Raw genomic sequence first — 20,047 nt, forward strand, 5'->3', positions numbered from 1 at the left:
GATCGTTCGCCGGGGTGCATGACGTGGATTTTGGATTCACCGAGGAGCAGTTGCTGATCCAGGACGTAGCGCGGCGCATCGCGCAGGAGAAGATCGCGCCCAGCGCCGAGCACTTCGACAAGTCCGGCGAGTTCCCGCTGGCGAACATCCAGCTGCTCGGCGAGAACGGGCTGATGGGCATCGAAGTGCCGGCCGAGTACGGCGGCGCCGGCATGGATCCGGTCGCCTACGTGCTGGCCATGGTCGAGATCGCGGCCGCCGACGCGGCGCATTCGACCATCATGTCGGTCAACAATTCGCTGTTCTGCAACGGCATCCTCGCCAACGGCACCGAGGCGCAGAAACAGAAGTACGTGCGTGCGATCGCCGAGGGCGCCGAGATCGGCGCATTCGCGCTGACCGAGCCCCAGTCAGGCTCCGACGCCACCGCCATGCGTTGCCGCGCGGTGAAGCAGGCCGACGGCAGCTTCATCGTCAACGGCAAGAAGAGCTGGATCACCTCCGGCCCGGTGGCCAAGTACATCGTGCTGTTCGCGATGACCGACCCGAGCAAGGCCTCGCGCGGCATTTCCGCCTTCCTGATCGACACCGCCCGCGAAGGCTTCCACCGCGGCAAGACCGAACCCAAGCTTGGCATCCGCGCTTCGGCCACCTGCGAGATCGAGTTCACCGACTACGTGGTACAGCCCGACGAGTTGTTGGGCGACGAGGGCCACGGCTTCAAGATCGCGATGGGAGTACTCGACGCAGGCCGCATCGGCATCGCCTCGCAGGCGATCGGCATCGGCCGCGCCGCCTACGAAGCCACGCTGGCTTACGTGCGCGAGCGCCAGGCTTTCGGCCAGCCGATCGGTGCGTTCCAGATGACCCAGGCCAAGATCGCCGACATGAAATGCAAGCTGGACGCGGCACTGCTGCTGACCTTGCGCGCGGCCTGGCTGAAGGGGCAGGGCAAACGCTTCACCACCGAGGCGGCGGTCGCCAAGCTGACCGCTTCCGAGGGCGCGATGTGGATCGCGCACCAGGCGGTGCAGATCCACGGCGGCATGGGCTATTCCAAGGAGATGCCGCTGGAGCGGTACTTCCGCGACGCCAAGATCACCGAGATCTACGAAGGCACCAGCGAGATCCAGCGCTTGGTCATTGCTCGCCACGAAACCGGCCTGCGCTGACAAGGCGACGCCGTGCACGTCATCCATCGAGTGAAGAACACGGCCTTCCCCGGGGACCGCGGCTGCGATCGCCGCGAATACCGGATCGCCGCGTGACACCCATCCATTGCACGGATGTTCGTACGGTGGTCGCGCGCAATGCCATGCCCTAAGCGGTCAACCTCACATCGGCGCGCCACGCGCGCGCCTCTCTCCATCGGACGACAGTTCCCATGAGCAGCAAACGCAAAGCCGGACCGGCCCGCACGACCACCCGCAACACGGAGGCCGCGGCGCGCGGCGAGGCTGGCGACGCCCTGTTGCAGCCGATCTTCGACGCCATCCGCAAGCTCGCCGGCAAGGCGCGCCAGGAAGACGCCGGCGCCTTCGCCAAGGCCTTCTATTACCGCATGACCGCCGACGAGTTGCCGCTGCACGGCGCCGCCAGCTGGGCCGCGCTGGCGAATGATTTCCTCGACTTCGCCCGCGTGCGCAAGCCGGGCAGGGCGGAAGTGCGGCTGTTCAATCCGAACCTCAAGCAGCATGGTTGGGAATCGCCGCATACCGTGCTGCAGATCGTCAACGACGACATGCCGTTCCTGGTCGACTCGGTGACGATGTCGCTGGCCGAACAGGGCATCGGCGTGCACGTGCTCGGGCATCCGGTGGTGCAGATCACGCGCGACAAGGGCGGCAAGCTGCTGTCGGTCGGCGAAGGCCGGTCCGAGTCGCTGATGCACCTTGAAATCGACCGCCAGCAGGCCGGTGCCATCGCCGCCATCGAGGAGAAGATCCGCGAAGTGCTGGCTGACGTGTGCGCGATCGTCGTCGACTGGGATGCGATGCGGGCGAAGATGGAAGAGGTCGCGGAAGCCCTGCCGACGCGGCGCATGCCGGTGTCCGAGGCTGGCCGCCAGGAGGCGCAGGAGTTCCTGCGCTGGGCGGCCGACAACCACTTCACCTTCTTCGGCTACCGCGAGTACAAGGTCGGCAGGAAAGGTGGCGAGGACGTGCTGAGCGTGGTCGACGGTTCCGGCCTGGGCCTGCTGCACGGCAGGGACCTGGGCAAGCCGCGCCTGCTGAAGACGCTGGCCGCGCATTACATGCCGCAATCCGGTTCCGAGGATGCGCTGATCCTGACTAAGACCAATGCGCGTTCCACCGTGCATCGCCCCGGCTACATGGACTACATCGGCGTGCTGGAGTTCGACGACAAGGGGCGCCCGGTCGCCGAGCAACGCTTCCTGGGCCTGTACACCTCCAGCGCCTATCACCGCCGCCCGTGGGACATCCCGCTGGTGCGCGAGCGCTACGCGCACGTGATGCGCCAGTCCGGGCTCAAGCCCGACAGCCATAGTGGCAAGGCGCTCAAGCACATCCTGGAAACGCTGCCACGCGACGAACTGTTCCAGTCCAGCGAGGCGGAACTGTTCCGCACCGGCATGGGCATCCTCGGCCTGCAGGAACGCGTGCGCAGCAAGCTGTTCCTGCGTCGCGACCGCTATGGCCGTTTTTTCTCGGTGCTGGCCTACATCCCGCGCGACCACTTCAATACCGACGTACGCCTGCGCATCGAGAAGATGCTGCGTCGCGCATTGCATGGCGAGCATGTCGATACCAGCGTGGTGCTGGGCGAGTCGCCGCTGGCGCAGCTGCACCTGATCATCCGTCCGAAGTCGGGCGAGGCGATCGAGATCGATACGGTCGAACTGGAATCGCGGCTGACCCAGATCGTGCGCAACTGGCAGGACGAACTGCGCGATGCGCTGGTCGCCCGCCAGGGCGAGGAGCAGGGCCTGAAGCTGGCGAACCGTTACGGCCGCGCGTTGCCCGCCGGCTACATCGAGGAGGTGACGCCGGCTGCGGCCGCCAGCGACGTCGAACACCTGTCCGCGCTGACCGGCCCGGACGACCTGCGTCTGAGTCTGCAACGTTCGCGCCGTCGCAACCAGAACAGCCTGCGCTTCAAGCTGTATCGCCAGAACGACGACATTCCGCTGTCCGATGCACTGCCGATGATGGAGAACATGGGCCTGCGGGTGATGTCCGAGCATCCGTACCGGATGGAGGTCGAGGACCAGGTCCTGTACGTCCAGGATTTCGAGGTCGAGGGCGTTCGCGACGACTTCGACATCGGCAGCATCGACGAGAGTTTCGAAGAAGCGTTCGCGCAGATCTGGCGTGGCATGGCCGAGAACGACGGCTTCAACCGGCTGGTGCTGGCCGCCGGCCTGGGCTGGCGCCAGGTGGCGATGCTGCGCGGCTACTGCAAGTACCTGTTGCAAGTTGGCGTACCGTTCTCGCAGAGTTATGTCGAGGCGACCTTCGCCCGCTATCCGCTGCTGGCGCGACTGCTGGTGGAACTGTTCGAAGCCAAGTTCGATCCGCGCACCGGCAGCGAAAGCAAGGCCGAGATCAGGCAGGGCGCGGAGCGTTTCGGCAAACAGCTGCAGGGCCTGGTTGGCAACGACGAGGCCGCGCACGCCACGCTGGCTCCGGTAATCGAGGCGCGCAGCCAGGATCGCGCGACCCAGTACGAGAGCACGCGCAATGCGCTGAAGGGGCTGCTCGACCGCGTCTCCAGCCTCGACGAGGACCGCATCCTGCGCAGCTTCATCGGCGTCATCGATGCGACCCTGCGTACCAATTACTACCAGCAGCGTGACGGCAGGCACCACGACTGCATCAGCTACAAGTTCGATTCGTCCAAGGTGCCGGATCTGCCAAAGCCGCGGCCGTATCGCGAGATCTTCGTCTACGGCGCGCGCGTGGAAGGCGTGCACCTGCGCTTCGGGCCGGTCGCGCGCGGCGGCCTGCGCTGGTCGGACCGGCGCGAGGATTTCCGCACCGAGGTGCTGGGCCTGGTCAAGGCGCAGATGGTGAAGAACACCGTGATCGTGCCGGTCGGTTCCAAGGGCGGCTTCTTCGCCAAGCGGCCGCCGGCCGGCGGTGATCGCGACGCGGTGCTGGCCGAGGGCATCGCCTGCTACAGGATGTTCATCAACGGCCTGCTCGACGTCACCGACAACATCGCGCCGGACGGCAGAATCGTGCCTCCGCAGGATGTGGTCCGCCACGATGGCGATGATCCCTACCTGGTCGTCGCCGCCGACAAGGGCACCGCGACGTTCTCCGACATCGCCAACGGCATCGCCCGCGAACACGGTTTCTGGCTCGACGACGCGTTCGCTTCGGGCGGTTCGGTCGGCTATGACCACAAGGGCATGGGCATCACCGCACGCGGCGCGTGGGAGTCGGTCAAGCGCCACTTCCGTGCCCTGGGTCGCGACAGCCAGAAGCAGGATTTCACCGCGGTCGGCATCGGCGACATGTCCGGCGACGTGTTCGGCAACGGCATGCTGCTGAGCAAGCACATCCGCCTGCTGGCGGCGTTCGACCACCGGCACATCTTCCTCGACCCGGATCCCGACGCCGCGCGTACGTTCAAGGAACGCCAGCGCCTGTTCAAGCTGCCGCGTTCGAGCTGGGAGGATTACGACACGTCGCTGATCAGCAAGGGTGGCGGCATCTACCCGCGCTCGGCCAAGTCGATTCCGCTGTCGCCGCAGGTCAAGGCCGCGCTCGGCATCGACAGCGGCATCGCGGCGATGAGCCCCAGCGAACTGCTCAGCGCGATCCTGAAGTCGCCGGTCGACCTGTTGTGGAACGGCGGCATCGGCACCTACGTCAAGGCCAGCAGCGAGTCCAATGCCGACGTCGGCGATCGTGCCAACAACGCCCTGCGCGTCGATGGCCGCGACCTGCGCTGCAAGGTGGTGGGCGAAGGTGGCAACCTCGGCATGACCCAGCTCGGCCGCATCGAGGCGGCGCTGCACGGCGTGCTGCTCAATACCGACTTCATCGACAACTCGGCCGGCGTCGACACCTCCGACCACGAGGTCAACATCAAGATCCTGCTCAACGGGCAGGTGCAGGCGAAGAAGCTCAAGATCGAGGAACGCAACAAGCTTCTGGCTTCGATGACCAACGAAGTCGCAGCGCTCGTGCTCAACGACAACTACCGCCAGAACCAGGCGATCAGCCTGATGGAACGGATGAGCCTGACCCGGCTCGGCTCCAAGCAGCACTTCATCCGCACGCTGGAATCGCAGGGCCTGCTCGACCGGCAGATCGAATACCTGCCCAGCGACGCGGAAATCGCCGAACGCAAGGCCAAGGGACTGGGCCTGACGCGTCCGGAGCTGGCGGTGCTGCTGTCGTATTCCAAGCTGGTCGCCTTCCAGCAACTGCTCGATTCCGACGTGCCCGAGGACAGCTACCTGTCGAAGGAGCTGGTGCGTTACTTCCCCGAGCCGCTGCAGGGCAAGTACGCCAAGGCGATGGAACAGCATCGCCTGAAGCGCGAGATCATCGCCACCGCGGTCACCAATTCCACCATCAACCGCATGGGCGCCACTTTCCTGCTGCGCATGCAGGAGGACAGCGGACGCACGCCGGGGGAAGTCGCCAAGGCCTTCACCATCACCCGTGAGGCACTGGAGGCACGCGAGCTGTGGGCGCAGATCGACGCGCTCGACGGCAAGGTGGCCGAGCCGGTGCAGATCGATGCGTTGCAGGTGATCTGGACGCTGCAGCGTTCGTTCACGCGTTGGCTGCTGTCGCGTCCAGGCGCGATCCCGGACATCGCCACGGCCGTGGCCCGGTATCACGATGGCCTGAAGGACATTCGCACCGGGCAGGGCATCCTGCCGGACTCGCAGCGGCCTGCCTACGAGGCAAGCCTGCATGGCTGGAAGAGCAAGGGCGTGCCGGCGGAGCTCGCTGGCCAGCTGGCGGCCCTGCCTTACATGGAGTCGTCCTGCGACGTCATCGAAGTCGCGCGCGAGCGCAAACTGAAGACGGTGGAAGTGGCGAAAATCCATTTCCGCCTCGGCGAAGCGCTGCGGTTGCCGTGGCTGGTGGAACAGATCGATCGCCTGGTCGTCGACGGCCGATGGCATGCCGTTGCCCGCGGCGTGCTGCGCGACGAGCTGGCTACGCAGCAGCGCATGCTGGTCGGGCAGGTGCTGAACATGCCCGGCAGCACTGCCGACGCGAAAGTCAGGCACTGGCTGGAGCGTGACGACGCGTCCCTGCGCTTTACCTTGGCGATGCTCAACGAGTTGGCCACGCAGAAGTCGCTGGACTATCCGACAGCATCGGTCGCGGTGCAGCGCCTGTCGCAGCTGGCGTCACGCGGCTGATGGAACGGCTGGTGGAGCGGAGCCTGCTCCGTTCCGCCAGCCCTGCTGCGTTAAGCTGGATTCCCGTCGCCCGAGGTCGCCCATGACACAGACGCCGCGCATCGCTTTCCTCGCCAGTCCGACCGATGGCGCGCAGGGCGCGCTGACGCAACTGGTCGAGCGGCACGGACAGGTCGATCCGGCCGACGCCGACGTGATCTGCGCGCTTGGTGGAGACGGATTCATGCTGCAGACCCTGCACAGGCACGGGAGCCTGGGCAAGCCGGTGTACGGCATGAAGCTGGGCGCCGTCGGCTTCCTGATGAACCACTATCGTGAAGACGACCCGCAAGCCGGCCATGCGTTGCTGGAACGCATCGCCAACGCCGAGCCAGCCGTGCTGCGGCCGCTGGAAATGATCGCGGCGACCGAATCCGGCACTTCGGTGGGCTCATTGGCGTACAACGAGGTATCCCTGCTGCGGCAGACCCGCCAGGCCGCGCACATGCAGATCGACCTCAACGGCCAGACCCGCCTCGACGAACTGGTCTGCGATGGCGTGATGGTGGCGACGCCCGCCGGCAGCACCGCCTACAACTTCTCCGCGCACGGGCCGATCCTGCCGCTGGGTTCCAGCGTGATCGCGTTGACCCCGATCGCCGCATTCCGCCCGCGGCGCTGGCGTGGTGCGCTGCTCAAGGCCGACACCGAAGTGCGCTTCCGCATCCTCGATCCGTACAAGCGCCCGGTCAGCGCCACCGCCGACTCGCACGAGGTGCGCGACGTGGTGGAAGTGACGATCCGCGAATCGCGCGACCGCACCGTGACCTTGCTGTTCGATCCGGAACACAACCTGGAAGAGCGGATCCTGAGCGAGCAGTTCGTCGTCTGATTCATGAGGATCGTCCGATTGCCAGGATGTCAAACGGCGAGTCGCGCTCGCTGAGACGCCATCGGTCCACAATCGCGCCATGAGCGAAGTTCCCGCCAATCCACCCCTTGTCGTCGCCATCACCACGCGCGCCCTGTTCGACCTGGAGGACAGCCACGGCCTGTTCGAGGCTGAAGGCATCCAGGCCTACGCCGAATACCAGCGCAACCGCGAGAACGACGTGCTGGAACCGGGCATCGCCTTCCCGCTGGTGCGCAAGCTGCTGGCATTGAACGACGGCGCACCGCCGGAGGCGCCGCACGTCGAGGTGATCCTGCTGTCGCGCAATTCGTCCGACACAGGCCTGCGCATCTTCAACTCGATCCAACACCACGGGCTCGGCATCGTGCGTGCCACGTTCACCTCCGGCGCGCCGACCTGGCCCTACATCAGGCCGTTCGGCGCGCAGTTGTTCCTGTCGGCGAATCCGGAGTCGGTACGGCGTGCGCTGGAAAACGGCATCGCGGCGGCCACCATCCTTCCCGCCGTGCCGTCGATACGCGCCGCGGCGCAGCGCGGCGACCAGTTGCGGATCGCCTTCGACGGCGACGCGGTCATCTTCGGCGACGAGGGCGAGCGGTACTCGCGCGAGCAGGGCGTGGAGGCGTTCGGGCGCTACGAACGCGAAAACGCGCACCAGCCGCTGCCGGGTGGCCCGTTCCGTGGATTCCTGGATGCGCTGCATCGATTACAGGCCGCATTTCCCAGCGGCGACGCGGCGCCGATCCGCACCGCGCTGGTAACCGCGCGCTCCGCTCCCGCGCACGAACGGGTGATCCGCACGCTGCGTGCCTGGGACGTGCGGCTGGACGAGGCACTGTTCCTTGGCGGTCGCGACAAGGGACCGTTCCTGGAGGCATTCGGCGCCGACATTTTCTTCGACGATTCCCTGCACAACATCGACTCGGCCCGCCAGCACGTCGCCGCCGGCCATGTGCCGCATGGGATCGCCAATAGTTGAACCTTTCGCGCTTGCGACATTGCGACAAGCCGGCTTCTGTTTTTCCCCGCAGGGATACAGGGAAGCGCGGATGATGAAAAGGAAGCGGGCTGGCGTCCCCGATTCCGGGGGCATCCGCCGGTAGCTACAACGGCAGGCGGATGTCCGACAGCTTCCACTGCAGGCCATCGCGGGTCATCACGAACTGGACCGGCCGACCGGAGTCGTCCTGCACGGTGGCGGTGAAACGCGACGGCGATTCGAAACGGTACTTTGCGCCGTCGAAGGGACGCGGTGAGACGGGGGCTCGAGGCGGATCGTCACTGCCGGTTGACGGTGCATCCACAATCGGGGACGGTGACAGGCCGTCATCGATGCGCCTCCACACCTTGCGTCCTTCCATCATCGCACCGAGCCCCGTCGGCGTGACCATGGTGTCGACCACGCCACCGATTAGTCCGCTGGCCAGCGACAGTCCGATCGCGCCGAACGTACTGGACTGCGCATCGGGGCCGGCTTCGCGTACCAGCCGATCGCCCAACTGTGCCTTCAGGCTGCTGCGCAATGCCGGGAAATCGACCTGCCTGGACAGCGCATTGGCGTCCTGCTGCTCGACCGCGGCACGGATCGCACGCACGGTGAGGTAGGGCCCGGCCGCGACGTAGGCGCCCAGCGCCAGCAACAGTGAGATGACGAGCCATAGCCATTTCTTCATCGGTCCATCCCCAGGCGTGAGCGCCGCACCGGCATGATCAGAATTCCAGGTCCAAGGCCGCACAAAGATAATCGACGAACGGCCCCAGCGCGGCGAGATCCTTCTCCAATGTCTGGCGCAGGCGCGGGCCGAGCATCACGCTGTCTTCGAGCGTGCGCAATGCGACGAAATTCCTGTGCTTGAGATCCTCGATGAATTCGAACTCCGGCGGAAAACCGCGCGGCGCGCGTACCAGCATCTCGTCGGACTCCAGATCGTAGCGACGGGCGAAGGCTGGCGCATGCGCCGCTGCTTTCCAGCTGCCGGGATTGTCGAAGATGAACTGGCGAATGCGCCGCTGCGTGTCCGGTTCCGGATGCCACAGCCCGGCGCCGACGAAGCATTCGCCCGGTTCCAGATGTACATAGAATGACGGTGCCGCTACCTGCTTGCGTCGCTCGTGGAACAGGCGTGCGCCCTGCCAGGACTTGTACGGCGCCTTGTCGCTGGCGAAACGCGTGTCGCGATGGATGCGAAACAGCGATCCGCCACTGGGTCGCGGGTCGGCAATGAAATGCGTGCTGACTTCCTTCAGCGCCGGCTGCAGCTCGGCCAGCAGGCGCAGGAACGGTCCGCGCACATGGGCCTCGTAATCGGCCTTGTGCGCATGGAACCATTCGCGGTTGTTGTGTCGGGCCAGTCCGCGCAGGAACCTGAAGGTCTTGTCGTTGAAATAGCGGGTCATTGCAGATCCGTTTCGATGCCGGCGCCCCAGGCCGCGAGCTGGTCCAGCAGCGTCAGCTTGCCGCCATCGGCGGCGTGGGCGGCTCGCAGTGTCGCGATCTCCGCCTTGAATCGCGTGAAGTCCAGTTCCGACAGCCCACTGTCGTTTTCCAGGCGCAGGCGACGGTAGGCATTCCAGCGTTCATGCTCGGCCACGCTCAACAACTCCGGCCAGTTGCGGGCACGATAGCGGAACAGCAGTTCGGGCAGCCGTGGATCCTGGAAACCGAAGTCGTGGCGGGCCAGGTGTTCAGGCAATGTGCTGCGGACCTGGACGAAACGGCGCTTGTCGGCATCGCCGATGAAACCGTCATAAAGCGCGGCATCGGGGTCTGCCGGACCGCGCTCGGTCTCGCCGGCATAGATGCGCCGTATTTTCTCGGCGAGTGCCGGTCCGGCCGCACGCAGCCGTTCCGCACGCGCCTCGACCACGGCCGGGTCGATGCCGAGGCGTTCGAAGTCCGATGTCCGCAGATGCTCCCAGGCGACCAGCGCAGGGCAGCGGTTGAGATGGACTTCCTTCAACGCAATGCGTTTTTCGCCTTCCGGCAGATCGGCTGCCGGCGTGTACAGACGGTCGGAGATCTCGTCGGCATCTAGATCGAACAGCGCATCCTGTTCGCCATCCAGATCGAACACGATCACGCGGCTGTCGATGCGTGGATGCCGCGCCAGCGGCAGGACGGCGGCGGCGCTGAGGCGACTGGCCGGGTAACGCTGCGAGACGTGCAGTACCGGCTTCATGGCGATCGTGTCGAGCAGGCTGGCGGCACGCCGCTTGTCGCGCAATGTCAGCACGTATTCCCAGAACCGCGGCTGCGACCGACGCAGCAGGCGCGCCATGCCGATCAACGCCCGGACGTCGGACAGCGCTTCGTGCGCGTCGCCAACGCGCACGTCGTTGGCGGTGGCGAGGTGTTCCAGGCGGAACGAGGTGAAACCGTCGTCGCGCTTCGGCCATGCGATGCCGTCCGGGCGCAATGCGTGTGCGAGCCGCAATACGTCGAGCAGGTCCCAGCGCGAGTTGCCGCCGCGCCATTCGCGCTCGTAGGCGTCGTAGAAATTGCGGTACAGGCCGTAGCGGATGAATTCGTCGTCGAAGCGCAGCGAGTTGTAGCCGGCGCTGCAGGTCTCGGGTCGCGCCATCTCCTCGAAGATGCGGGCGAAAGCCTCGGCTTCGTTCACGCCCTTGTGCAGCGCATCCTGCGGTGCGATGCCGGTGATCAGGGTGGCGATGGGCGAGGGCAGCAGGTCGTCGGCCGGTTTGACGAAGAAATCGATCGGCGCATCGACTTCATTCAGTTCGGCATCGGTGCGGATCGCGGCGAACTGTGCGATGCGTGTGCGTCGCGGATCGCTGCCGAATGTCTCCAGGTCGTAGAACAGGAAACTGGCGGGCACTAGGCGACATCCAGCAGCGGCATCAGCCGGGCCTGCACATCGTCGTCCAGCGCCTGCCAGTCGATGCTGTCCAGCGAATCGTGGCCGTGCGTGGCCCGTACCAGGATGCCGCGCTGGATCTCGCTGCGTTCCAGCGCCAGCGCGTACGGAATCAGCATGAAAGTGACCATCGTGTAGTGCGGCACGAAACGGCCTGGATGACGTTCCTGCAGCTTGCGTTCGAGTTCACGCTGCAGCAGGAAATCAGGGTCGTCGACGCGATCGCGCATTTCCAGGTAATTTTCCAGCGCCATGTGCTGGATCGCGGCCGCGTTGGGCTTGCGCTCGGCCTCGTAGCCGGCGAAAGCTTCGGCGAGATCCACGCCCGCCTCCAGCTTGCGTGCCAGGGCAACGCAATCCTCGAATGCGCAGTTCATGCCCTGGCCGTGGAACGGCACCATCGCGTGCGCCGCGTCGCCAAGCAGCACGGCGCGGCCATCGATATGCCAGCGGTCGAGATAGAGCGTGGCCAGCAGGCCGGGCGGATTGCGCTGCCAGTCCTCTTCCAGATCGGGAATCAGCGGCAGCGCATCGGCGAAATCGCGCTCGAACAACGCCCGTGCGTCGGCGACCGTCTTCAGCGAGGCGAAGCTGGGATCGCCTTCGTTGGGCAGGAACAGGGTGACAGTGAATGTCTTCTCGTCGTTGGGCAGCGCGATGCACATGTAGCGGCCTCGCGGCCAAATATGCAGCGCGTTGGGTTCGATACGGAAATCGCCGTCGGCAGACGGCGGGATCTCGAGTTCCTTGTAGGAATGATCGAGGAATTCGCTACGTTCGCCGAGGTCGGCCTGGCGATTCATGGCGGCGCGCAGGGCAGAGCCTGCACCGTCCGCGCCGACCAGGGCACGGAAGCCGGTTTCGTGCGCTTGGCCTGCACGGTCGTCGCGGAAGCGGGCGACGCGCGCATCGAAGTCGACGCTGTCGAGCCGCCGGTCGAAGTGGAGGCGGGCGCCTGCCTTGTCGGCCAGGTCCAGCAGCGTGATGTTGAGGTCGCCGCGGTGCACCGACCAGATCACCTCGGAATCGTCCCGTCCGTAGCGCTGCAGCTGCAGCGTGCCGTCGGCGAAATGCACCATGCGGCCGCGCATCATCACTGCCTGCGTCATCACCGCATCGTCCGCATCCGCCTGGCGCAGTGCGTTGCGGCCGCGCTCGGCCAGGGCGAGATTGATCGAACGCCCCCCTTCGTAGCCCTTCACCCGCGGATCGCCGCGCTTCTCGTAAACGTCGACCTGCCAGCCGCTGCGGGCCAGCAAGGTGGCGAGCAGGGCGCCGGCGAGACCGGCGCCGATGATGGTGAGGGATTTGTCAGGCTGGTTGTTCAAAGTGTCATCCGCATTCGTCCTGCCGTTGCCGTCGCATCCTTAAGCACTACCCTTGCCACGCCTCGACGGCTCTGGCGAATCGCAGCACGTCCGCATGGGTGTTGTACAAGGGTACCGGCGAGATCCGGATCACGTCAGGCTCGCGCCAGTCGCCCAGCACGCCGCGCGAGGCCAGATATTCGAACAAGGCTCGCCCCCTGTCGCGGCCACCAACGACACGCAAAGACAACTGGCAGCCGCGTTGCGCCGGATCGCTGGGCGTGGCGATCTGCAAGTTATCGGACAGGCGCTCGCGTATCAGCGTTTCCAGATAAGCCGTCAGCTTCAACGATTTTTCGCGCAACGCATCCATGCCGGCGCGTTCGAACAATTCCAGCGAACCGCGCAGCGGCGCCAGCCCCAGGATCGGCGGGTTGCTCAGCTGCCATCCGTCGGCGCCGGGCGTCGGCACGAATTCCGGCCCCATGCGGAAACGCGTCGACTGTTCCTGGCCCCACCAGCCGGCGAAGCGGGGACGTCCGGTGCGTGCGTGGCGTTCGTGCACGAAGCAGCCTGCGACTGCGCCGGGACCGGCATTCATGTACTTGTAGTGGCACCACACCGCGAAGTCTGCGCCGCTGTTGTGGAGCTGCAGTGGCAGGTTGCCGACGGCATGGGCCAGGTCGAACCCGACGACGGCACCGGCGGCGTGGCCGAGCCTCGTGATTTCGCCGAGGTCGAACGCCTGGCCGCTGCGGTATTGCACGCCGGGCCATAGCACCAGCGCCAGGCGCGGCCCGTGTTCGGCGATCGCGCGTTCGAGGGCCTGTATCGAGAACGTGCCGTCCGCTTCGTCCGGCTGCAGTTCGATCAGGTCCGTGGACGGATCGAAGCCATGGAAGCGCACCTGCGATTCCAGAGCATAGCGGTCGGACGGAAACGCGCCGGCTTCCATCAGGATCGCCGGGCGCTCGCGCGTCGGTCGATAGAAGCTGACCATCATCAGGTGCAGGTTGGCGGTGAGCGAGTTCATCGCCACCACTTCGGAAGGCTGCGCGCCGACCACGGTCGCTAGCGGATCGCGGACCAGTTCGTGATACGGCATCCATTGGGCCTGGCCAGTGAAATGACCTTCGACCGCTTCCATCGCCCACTTGTCGAGCACTTCCTCGACGTGCGCACGCGCCGATTTCGGCTGCAGGCCGAGCGAGTTGCCGCAGAAATAAGCCTGTTCGGCGCCGTCGTGGCGGGGAACGTGGAACTCTTCGCGGAATGCGCGCAACGGATCGGCGGCATCCTGCGCGAGGGCGTAGGCCTCGGAATTCAGTTCGTTCATGTCGACCAGCCAGTAATCATGCGAAACGCGAAGCCGGCAGGCCCAGCCATTCCAGCGCGGTGCCGTGGTAAAGCCGCGCCTGTTCGGCATCGTCGAGTTGCAGTGCCGCGATGCCCGCTCCCGGTTCCTGTTCGCCAAGCGGGAATGGATAGTCCGTGCCCAGCATTACCTGGCTGACGCCGCAGGTGTCGATGAGGTAGCGCAGTGCACGTGGATCGGCGACCCAGGAATCGAAGTAGACGCGTTGCAGGTATTCGCGCGGATTGCGTGGATTGTCGGTCGCGACCAGGTCCGGACGCATGTTGAAGCCGTGCTCGATGCGACCGATGGTGTAAGGGAACGCGCCGCCGCCGTGCGCGAAGCAGACCTTCAGTTTCGGCAGCCGTTCCAGCACGCCGCCGAACACCAGGCAGCACGCCGCGCGCGCCTGTTCGGCGGGCATGCCGACCAGCCAGGGCAGCCAGTATTTGGGCATCGTGTCGGTGCCCATCATGTCCCAGGGATGCACCAGGATCGCCGCGCCGAGGTCGCTGGCGGCCTGGAAGAACTCGAACAGTTCCGGCGCATCCAGGTTCCATTCGCCGACATGCGAACCGATCTGCACGCCCTGCAGGCCGAGCTGGTCCATGCAGCGTTCGAGTTCCTGCACGGCCAGGCGCGGCGACTGCAATGGCACGGTGCCGATGCCGGCGTAGTGGCGCGGATGCGCGCGGCAGGTTTCGGCCATGTGGTTGTTGAGCGCGACGTGCAGTTCCAGTGCGTGGTGCGGCCGCGCCCAATAGCTGAACATCACCGGCACCGTGCTGATCACCTGCACCTGCACGCCGAAGCGCGCGTAGTCGGCGATGCGCTCATGCGGGTCCCAGGTCTTGGGCCAGATCTCGCGGAAGAACTTGCCGTCCTTGTAGATGCGATGGCGACCGTCGTCGCCATGGTGAATCACCGGAAAACGGTTGTCGCCGTACTTCGTGGCGAGGTCTGGCCAGTCGCGCGGCAGGTAGTGGGCGTGGGTGTCGATCTTGAGCATGCCGGCATTTTACCCGGCCGCTGCCGTGGAAGCGTTGACCTCGCGCGCCGGGGGGCGCAGCACGTGTGCGAGGGTATCGATGCTGTCGGTGATGCGGTCACAGGTATCGCCCAGTGCGATCGCAAAAGCGTCTTCCGCACCGTTGTCGGGCCGGGCCAGCGATTCGACGAGACGCCGCTCGATCGGCCGCAGCGACGGTAGCGTGACGTTGCGCCCCTCGCGCACGGCCGAGACGATCTCGGCGAGGACGCGGTCGACCTCGGTGGCGAATTCGCGCAACACCGGGTTGTCGGGCAGGGCCGCGCCGTCGCGCAGCAGGGACTCCAGCAGCAGCGGGGCGCGGATCAGGCGGTTGGCGTTGGCCAGCAGGGATTCCGCCAATGCGATCTGCGGCTTGGAGCGTAGCCGCCGCGGCTCGCCGCGCAGCCTTTCCAGCGATGCCTGGACGTTGGTGCGCGCCGCACGCGCCGCGGTGCGCGTCTCGTACAGTTCGTCGATGGCGCCGGCGAGCAGTGCCTTGATGTGGGCGCGATGCGCGTCGATCAGCTTGGCCAGCGATTCGTTGATGCGCCTGCCTTCCCAGGTCGGCCAGGCGGCATACGCTACCAGAGCCAGCGCACTGCCGATCAGGGTCGCGATCACGCGTGCCTGTACGGCCTCGCCCGGCGCCATGCCGCGGAACGACAGCAGCAGCACCAGCATGCCGGTCAGCATGGCCACGCCCAGCGCATAGTTGACCTGCGCCAGCAAGCGGAACGCCATGCACAGCGCAGCCATCAACAGCAATCGCAGCACGACGCCGTCCATCGCGTAGTGGGCCAGCAGCGTCGCCAGCAGCAGGCCGGCGAAGGTGCCGGCCACGCGCAGCACGCCGAAGCGCAGGGTGCCGCCGAAGTCGGGCTTCAGCACGATCGCGGTGGTCATCGGTATCCACACGCCGTGAGGGATCCTGAGCCAGCGTTCGCCGGCGACGGCCAGAGCGACGCATATCGCGCAACGGATCGCGTGGCGGAACGCAACCGACGACAGTTTCAGGTTCGCGCGCAGCGTGGCCAGTGGATCGCGCGGGCGCAGCGCCGCAGGCAGGTGAGCCTCCGCCATGTCCGCGCGGATTTCGCCGCGGCTGCTGGCCCAGTGGCCGTTGCGTGCCAGCGATCGCAGTTGTCCGGCCAGGCCCTCGGCGCGGGCGATCGCGACTTTCTGCAGACGCCGGTCGCGCCGCGACATGGCATCGGTGGGTGCCTGTCGCAGTGCGTCGACCCAGATGTCGAAAGTCGCCGCCTCGCGTTCGCCCTGCGTCGGCTTTTCGGCATCGGCCATGGCATCGCCGAGGTGATCGAGGATCACGGCAGCATGGTCGAGCAATGTCTCGACACCGGATCGTGCCGTGGTGTCCTCGATGCGTCCGTGCAGGTCGCCCAGCGTCAGCAGGTCGGCGCGCACGCGCTCGCAGATTTCAGCGATGATGCGGAACGACTGCACCGCCACGCCGCGCGCGCGGTGCTCGCCGTGCAACAGGTCGAGCGCCTCCATCGCCGCCAGCGAAACCGGCGGCGCCAGCGAAGCATCCGGCCGCGTGCGCGCGACTGTCGCCAGTTGTCGCAGCACGGTCGCCAGCGCGAAACGCTCGGGGCGATAGCGCTGCAGCGGCCAGGCAGCGACGGCGAGCAACATCTGCAGCAGGCCGCCGGCGAAGATCAGCGCCGCCACACCGGCGGCGTATTGTCTCGGCACCTGCATTTCCGCGGTGATCATCATCACGATCATGCTGGTCAGGCCGACACGCGCGGCCATCGGCCCGAGCGCGACCAGCATTCCGCCAGCGAAGGCGAACACCAGTGCGGCGAAGACAAACAGCAGCGAATGCGCGCCAATCAGGATGCCCGTCAGCGCCGACAGCCCTGCCGCCGCTGCCGCCAGCAGCATCCGCTGCATGCGCAGCCGGTAGGGACCGGGCTGGTCGGTGAACATCGTGTTGAGCGCACCGGTGCTCATCGCCAGGCCGGCGGCGGTATGGTCGAGGGCAATACCGACCGCCAAGGGCGCGACCACCGCGACCGTGTTGCGCAGGGCGACGCGCACGGGCACGTCGCGGGGTTTGAGGGCGATCAGCGAACGCAGCACGGCCGCCAGCTGCGCATCAGGTGTCCGGCATCACGTATTTCGAAGGTGCCGGGTTCAGGTGTCCGCAATGGCCGCAGGCACGGTGTTCCTTCGACGAATAGAAGCGGTCGAACACCGGCGGGAAATCGTTCTCGATGTCGCGCAGGAAGAAGAATTCCTCGTAGATCTTGTGGTTGCAGCGTTCGCAGAACCACATCAACCCATCATCCTCGTGAGGGAGGCGCTTGCGCTCGATCACCAGGCCCACCGAATCCGGCCCACGTTGCGGCGAATGCGGTATGCGCGGCGGCAACAGGAAGGTTTCCCCGGCCCTGATCGGTATGTCGCGAACAGCACCGTCCTCCTGGATGCGCAACACCATTTCGCCTTCCAACTGGTAGAACCACTCCGGACCTTCGTCCCAGTGGTAATCGGTGCGCTGGTTGGGGCCGCCGACGACCATCACGATGAAATCGCCGTCGTAAACGCACTTGTTGCCGACCGGCGGCTTGAGCAGGTGGCGGTGCTCCTCGATCCAGGCGGGCAGGTTGAACGGGGCAGGCAGCATCTTTCTACTCCTTCACCACGGCGATGCACTTGAGCTCGATCGCGATCGGCGTCGGCAACGCAGTGATGCCGAGCGTGGTACGGCAGGGGGCCGTGCCGGCATCGGGGAAATGTTCGGCCCACACCGCATTGTAGGCCTTGAAATCGCGCGCCATGTCGGTGAGATAGACGGTGACGTCGACCAGGTCTTCCCAACGAGCGTTGCTGGCTTCCAGTACGGCGCGCACGTTGGCGAAGACGGCCCGGGCCTGCGCCTCGATATCGTACTTGCGCACGCGTCCATCGGCATACACTTCATTGCCGGGAATCGCATTGGTCGCGGGGTCGCGCGGGCCGATGCCCGACAGGAACAGCAGATTTCCGACGCGGCGCGCATGCGGGTAGGCACCGACCGGTTCGGGCGCTGTCGCGGCGTGGATGACGTCGCTCACGGTGTTCCCCCGCGGCGGCTGCGCAGGTTGTCCAGTGCGTGCCCATACGCCGGCTGCAGAGTTTCAGCCGAATCCACGTCCATGCCCAGCTCGCGCACGCAGCCGTCGTGCAGGCTGTACACCCAACCGTGCACGGACAGCTTCTGCCCGCGCGACCACGCATCCTGAACCACGGTCGTCAGGCACACGTTCTCGGCCTGCTCGATCGCATTGAGCTCGCACAGGCGGTCGCTGCGCTGCTCCGGTGCGAAGCTTTCCAGCAGCGCCGCATGCTTCTGCGCAACGTCGCCGACGTGCCGGATCCAGTTGTCGGCCAGGCCGATGCGCAACCCGTTGAGCGCGGCATTGACGCCGCCGCAGCCGTAATGGCCGACCACCAGGATGTGCTCGACCTTGAGTACGTCGACGGCGAACTGGATCACCGACATGCAGTTGAGGTCGGTATGTACCATCACGTTGGCGATGTTGCGATGGACGAACACCTCGCCCGGCGCCAAACCCATGATCTGGTTGGCCGGCACGCGTGAATCCGAGCAGCCGATCCACAGGTATTTTGGTGCCTGCAACTGCGACAGGCGCTCGAAGAACTGCGGATCCTCGCGGCGAACGCCGTCGGCCCATTCGCGGTTGTTGCGCAGCAGATCTTCGAGTTGGGTCATGGGAGAGCGATGCCTACGTTTCTGGGTTCGGTGAAAAAGCGCATGGCCTCGAAGCCGCCTTCGCGACCGAGGCCGGACTGGCCCATGCCGCCGAATGGCGTGCGCAGATCGCGCAGCAGCCAGCAGTTGATCCAGACGATGCCGGCCTGGATCTGTGCGGCCATGCGGTGCGCGCGGTTGAGGTCGCGGGTCCAGATCGAACTGGCCAGCCCGTAGTCGCCGGCATTGGCCAGTGCGAGCGCTTCGTCATCGTCGTCGAAGGCCTGCAGCGTGACGACCGGGCCGAAGATTTCATCGCGATTGGTGGTGCAGTCCGGGCCGAGACCATCGATGACGGTTGGTGTGACGAACCAGCCCGGACGATTCAGTGCATTCCCCCCGCACAGTATCTGGCCGCCTTCGTCGCCGGCACGCGCGATCGCCGCGACGACCTTGTCGAAGTGCGCCTGCGACACCAGCGGACCCAATTGCGTGTCGCTGTCGATCGGATCGCCGACGCGCAGCGCCAGTACGCGTTCGACCAGCGCATCGCGAAACTGGTTGTAGATGCCACGCTCGACCAGGATGCGCGAGCCGCACAGGCAGATCTGGCCTGAGTTCTGGAACGCCGAACGCACGATGGTGTCGAGATGATCGCGCCAGTCGCTGTCGGCGAACACCAATGTCGCGTTCTTGCCGCCCAGTTCCAGGGAGACTTTCTTCAGCATCGGCGCGGCAATGCCGGCGATGCGGCGGCCGACCGTGGTGCTGCCGGTGAACGAAATCGCCTTGATCTTCGGATGCGCGACGATGGCTTCGCCGACGCTTGGGCCGAGCCCGTTGACGATGTTGAGCACGCCCGTCGGGAAGCCGATGCTTGCCATCAGTTCGCCCAGCATCGTCGCGGTCAGCGGCGTGATTTCGGAAGGCTTGGCGACGACGGTATTGCCGGCGGCCAGCGCCGGCGCGATCTTCCAGGTGAACAGGTACAGCGGCAGGTTCCAGGGCGAAATCGTACCGACCACGCCCAGCGGCTGCCGCAGCGTGTAATTCAGGCCCGCCTGGCCGTGATGCGATTCGCTGGCGAACTGGGTAGCGGCGTGGGCGAAGAAGCGCAGGTTGGAGATCGCGCGTGGAATCTCGATCTCGCGCGCCAGCTTGAGCGGCTTGCCACCGTCCCGGGACTCGGCGCGAGCGAAATCGTCCAGTCGTGCTTCCAGGGCATCGGCCAGTTTTTCCAGCCAGCGTGCGCGATCACTGTTCGGTAGTCTCGACCAGACGGGGAAAGCGGCTTCGGCCGCGGCGACGGCGGCTTCGACATCCTGCGCGTCGCCATCGGCCACCTGGACGAAGGGACGGGCGGTTGCCGGATCGAATACGTCCAGCCAGCGGTCGTTGGCCGGTGCGTGGGATTTGCCGTCGATCCAGTGAGCCAGGCGCTGCATGCCATTAGCTTAAACGAACTGGGTCTTTGTAGACCGGAGCTTGCGTTGCCACACTCCCGCAATGCATGCGG

Annotated in this window: 15 protein-coding genes; 4 read left to right on the forward strand and 11 right to left on the reverse strand. The window is 65.9% G+C overall.

Annotation, left to right across the window (positions count from 1 at the left end):
• Positions 1-14 precede the first annotated feature (14 nt).
• From IP90_RS07810 to IP90_RS07825, 4 genes are all read left to right on the forward strand, one after another.
• Positions 15-1,172: an acyl-CoA dehydrogenase family protein gene (locus tag IP90_RS07810; protein WP_338419615.1), complete on the forward strand. Its 1,158-nt coding sequence runs from the start codon at positions 15-17 to the stop codon at positions 1,170-1,172.
• Positions 1,173-1,384: 212 nt separating this feature from the next.
• Positions 1,385-6,355: an NAD-glutamate dehydrogenase gene (locus tag IP90_RS07815; protein ID WP_144899046.1), complete on the forward strand. Its 4,971-nt coding sequence runs from the start codon at positions 1,385-1,387 to the stop codon at positions 6,353-6,355.
• Between the two features lie 82 nt (positions 6,356-6,437).
• The gene (locus IP90_RS07820; RefSeq protein ID WP_144899047.1) at positions 6,438-7,226 is read left to right on the forward strand and encodes an NAD kinase; all 789 of its coding nucleotides are present in this window, start codon (positions 6,438-6,440) and stop codon (positions 7,224-7,226) included.
• A gap of 79 nt (positions 7,227-7,305) precedes the next feature.
• Positions 7,306-8,226 carry a 5'-nucleotidase gene (locus IP90_RS07825; protein WP_144899048.1) on the forward strand — a complete coding sequence of 307 codons (921 nt, stop codon included), beginning with the start codon at positions 7,306-7,308 and terminating at the stop codon, positions 8,224-8,226.
• Positions 8,227-8,350: 124 nt separating this feature from the next.
• Here IP90_RS07825 and IP90_RS07830 read toward each other — a convergent pair whose 3' ends face one another.
• The 11 genes from IP90_RS07830 to IP90_RS07880 are packed head-to-tail and all read right to left on the reverse strand — an operon-like array spanning position 8,351 to position 19,976.
• A complete protein-coding gene (locus IP90_RS07830; protein WP_144899049.1) occupies positions 8,351-8,920 on the reverse strand; it encodes a DUF2939 domain-containing protein in 570 nt (189 codons plus the stop codon).
• A 37-nt stretch (positions 8,921-8,957) separates the two neighbouring features.
• The gene (locus IP90_RS07835; protein WP_144899050.1) at positions 8,958-9,644 is read right to left on the reverse strand and encodes a DUF2461 domain-containing protein; all 687 of its coding nucleotides are present in this window, start codon (positions 9,642-9,644) and stop codon (positions 8,958-8,960) included.
• Positions 9,641-11,083, reverse strand: coding sequence for an exodeoxyribonuclease I (gene sbcB, locus IP90_RS07840; RefSeq protein WP_144899051.1), 1,443 nt, complete (start codon positions 11,081-11,083; stop codon positions 9,641-9,643). The genes IP90_RS07835 and sbcB overlap by 4 nt, the downstream gene beginning before the upstream one ends.
• Positions 11,083-12,450 (reverse strand): FAD-dependent oxidoreductase, encoded by a 1,368-nt coding sequence (locus IP90_RS07845; protein ID WP_144899052.1) that lies wholly within the window; start codon positions 12,448-12,450, stop codon positions 11,083-11,085. Before IP90_RS07845 ends, sbcB begins: the two co-directional genes overlap by 1 nt.
• Positions 12,451-12,496: 46 nt before the next feature.
• Positions 12,497-13,765 (reverse strand): kynureninase, encoded by a 1,269-nt coding sequence (gene kynU / locus IP90_RS07850; protein ID WP_144899053.1) that lies wholly within the window; start codon positions 13,763-13,765, stop codon positions 12,497-12,499.
• Between the two features lie 16 nt (positions 13,766-13,781).
• On the reverse strand, positions 13,782-14,792 hold the full coding sequence (locus IP90_RS07855) for an amidohydrolase family protein (protein ID WP_144899054.1): 1,011 nt from the start codon (positions 14,790-14,792) through the stop codon (positions 13,782-13,784).
• 9 nt (positions 14,793-14,801) lie between these two features.
• Entirely contained in the window at positions 14,802-16,916 is a 2,115-nt protein-coding gene (locus IP90_RS07860; RefSeq protein ID WP_144899055.1) for an FUSC family protein, read from the reverse strand.
• A 16-nt stretch (positions 16,917-16,932) separates the two neighbouring features.
• Positions 16,933-17,463, reverse strand: a complete 531-nt coding sequence (locus tag IP90_RS07865; protein WP_144899056.1) for a 3-hydroxyanthranilate 3,4-dioxygenase — start codon at positions 17,461-17,463, stop codon at positions 16,933-16,935.
• Positions 17,464-17,467: 4 nt separating this feature from the next.
• A complete protein-coding gene (locus IP90_RS07870) occupies positions 17,468-17,893 on the reverse strand; it encodes a RidA family protein (protein ID WP_144899057.1) in 426 nt (141 codons plus the stop codon).
• Positions 17,890-18,552: a carbonate dehydratase gene (can, locus tag IP90_RS07875; protein WP_144899058.1), complete on the reverse strand. Its 663-nt coding sequence runs from the start codon at positions 18,550-18,552 to the stop codon at positions 17,890-17,892. Before can ends, IP90_RS07870 begins: the two co-directional genes overlap by 4 nt.
• Positions 18,549-19,976, reverse strand: coding sequence for an aldehyde dehydrogenase (locus tag IP90_RS07880; RefSeq protein ID WP_144899059.1), 1,428 nt, complete (start codon positions 19,974-19,976; stop codon positions 18,549-18,551). The genes can and IP90_RS07880 overlap by 4 nt, the downstream gene beginning before the upstream one ends.
• Positions 19,977-20,047: the final 71 nt, after the last annotated feature.

This window comes from Luteimonas cucumeris (genome assembly GCF_007830035.1).
In the GTDB taxonomy this organism is placed as follows: Bacteria; Pseudomonadota; Gammaproteobacteria; order Xanthomonadales; family Xanthomonadaceae; genus Luteimonas_C; species Luteimonas_C cucumeris.

What these genes read in the sequence shown, in the direction of transcription:
- IP90_RS07865 (WP_144899056.1), bottom strand. Translation starts at nt 17,463, where the DNA reads ATGCTGCCTGCCCCGTTCAACCTGCCCGCCTGGATCGAGGAGCACCGC.
- IP90_RS07855 (WP_144899054.1), bottom strand. Translation starts at nt 14,792, where the DNA reads ATGCTCAAGATCGACACCCACGCCCACTACCTGCCGCGCGACTGGCCA.
- IP90_RS07830 (WP_144899049.1), bottom strand. Translation starts at nt 8,920, where the DNA reads ATGAAGAAATGGCTATGGCTCGTCATCTCACTGTTGCTGGCGCTGGGC.
- IP90_RS07820 (WP_144899047.1), top strand. Translation starts at nt 6,438, where the DNA reads ATGACACAGACGCCGCGCATCGCTTTCCTCGCCAGTCCGACCGATGGC.
- kynU (WP_144899053.1), bottom strand. Translation starts at nt 13,765, where the DNA reads ATGAACGAACTGAATTCCGAGGCCTACGCCCTCGCGCAGGATGCCGCC.
- IP90_RS07880 (WP_144899059.1), bottom strand. Translation starts at nt 19,976, where the DNA reads ATGCAGCGCCTGGCTCACTGGATCGACGGCAAATCCCACGCACCGGCC.
- IP90_RS07835 (WP_144899050.1), bottom strand. Translation starts at nt 9,644, where the DNA reads ATGACCCGCTATTTCAACGACAAGACCTTCAGGTTCCTGCGCGGACTG.
- can (WP_144899058.1), bottom strand. Translation starts at nt 18,552, where the DNA reads ATGACCCAACTCGAAGATCTGCTGCGCAACAACCGCGAATGGGCCGAC.
- IP90_RS07815 (WP_144899046.1), top strand. Translation starts at nt 1,385, where the DNA reads ATGAGCAGCAAACGCAAAGCCGGACCGGCCCGCACGACCACCCGCAAC.
- IP90_RS07825 (WP_144899048.1), top strand. Translation starts at nt 7,306, where the DNA reads ATGAGCGAAGTTCCCGCCAATCCACCCCTTGTCGTCGCCATCACCACG.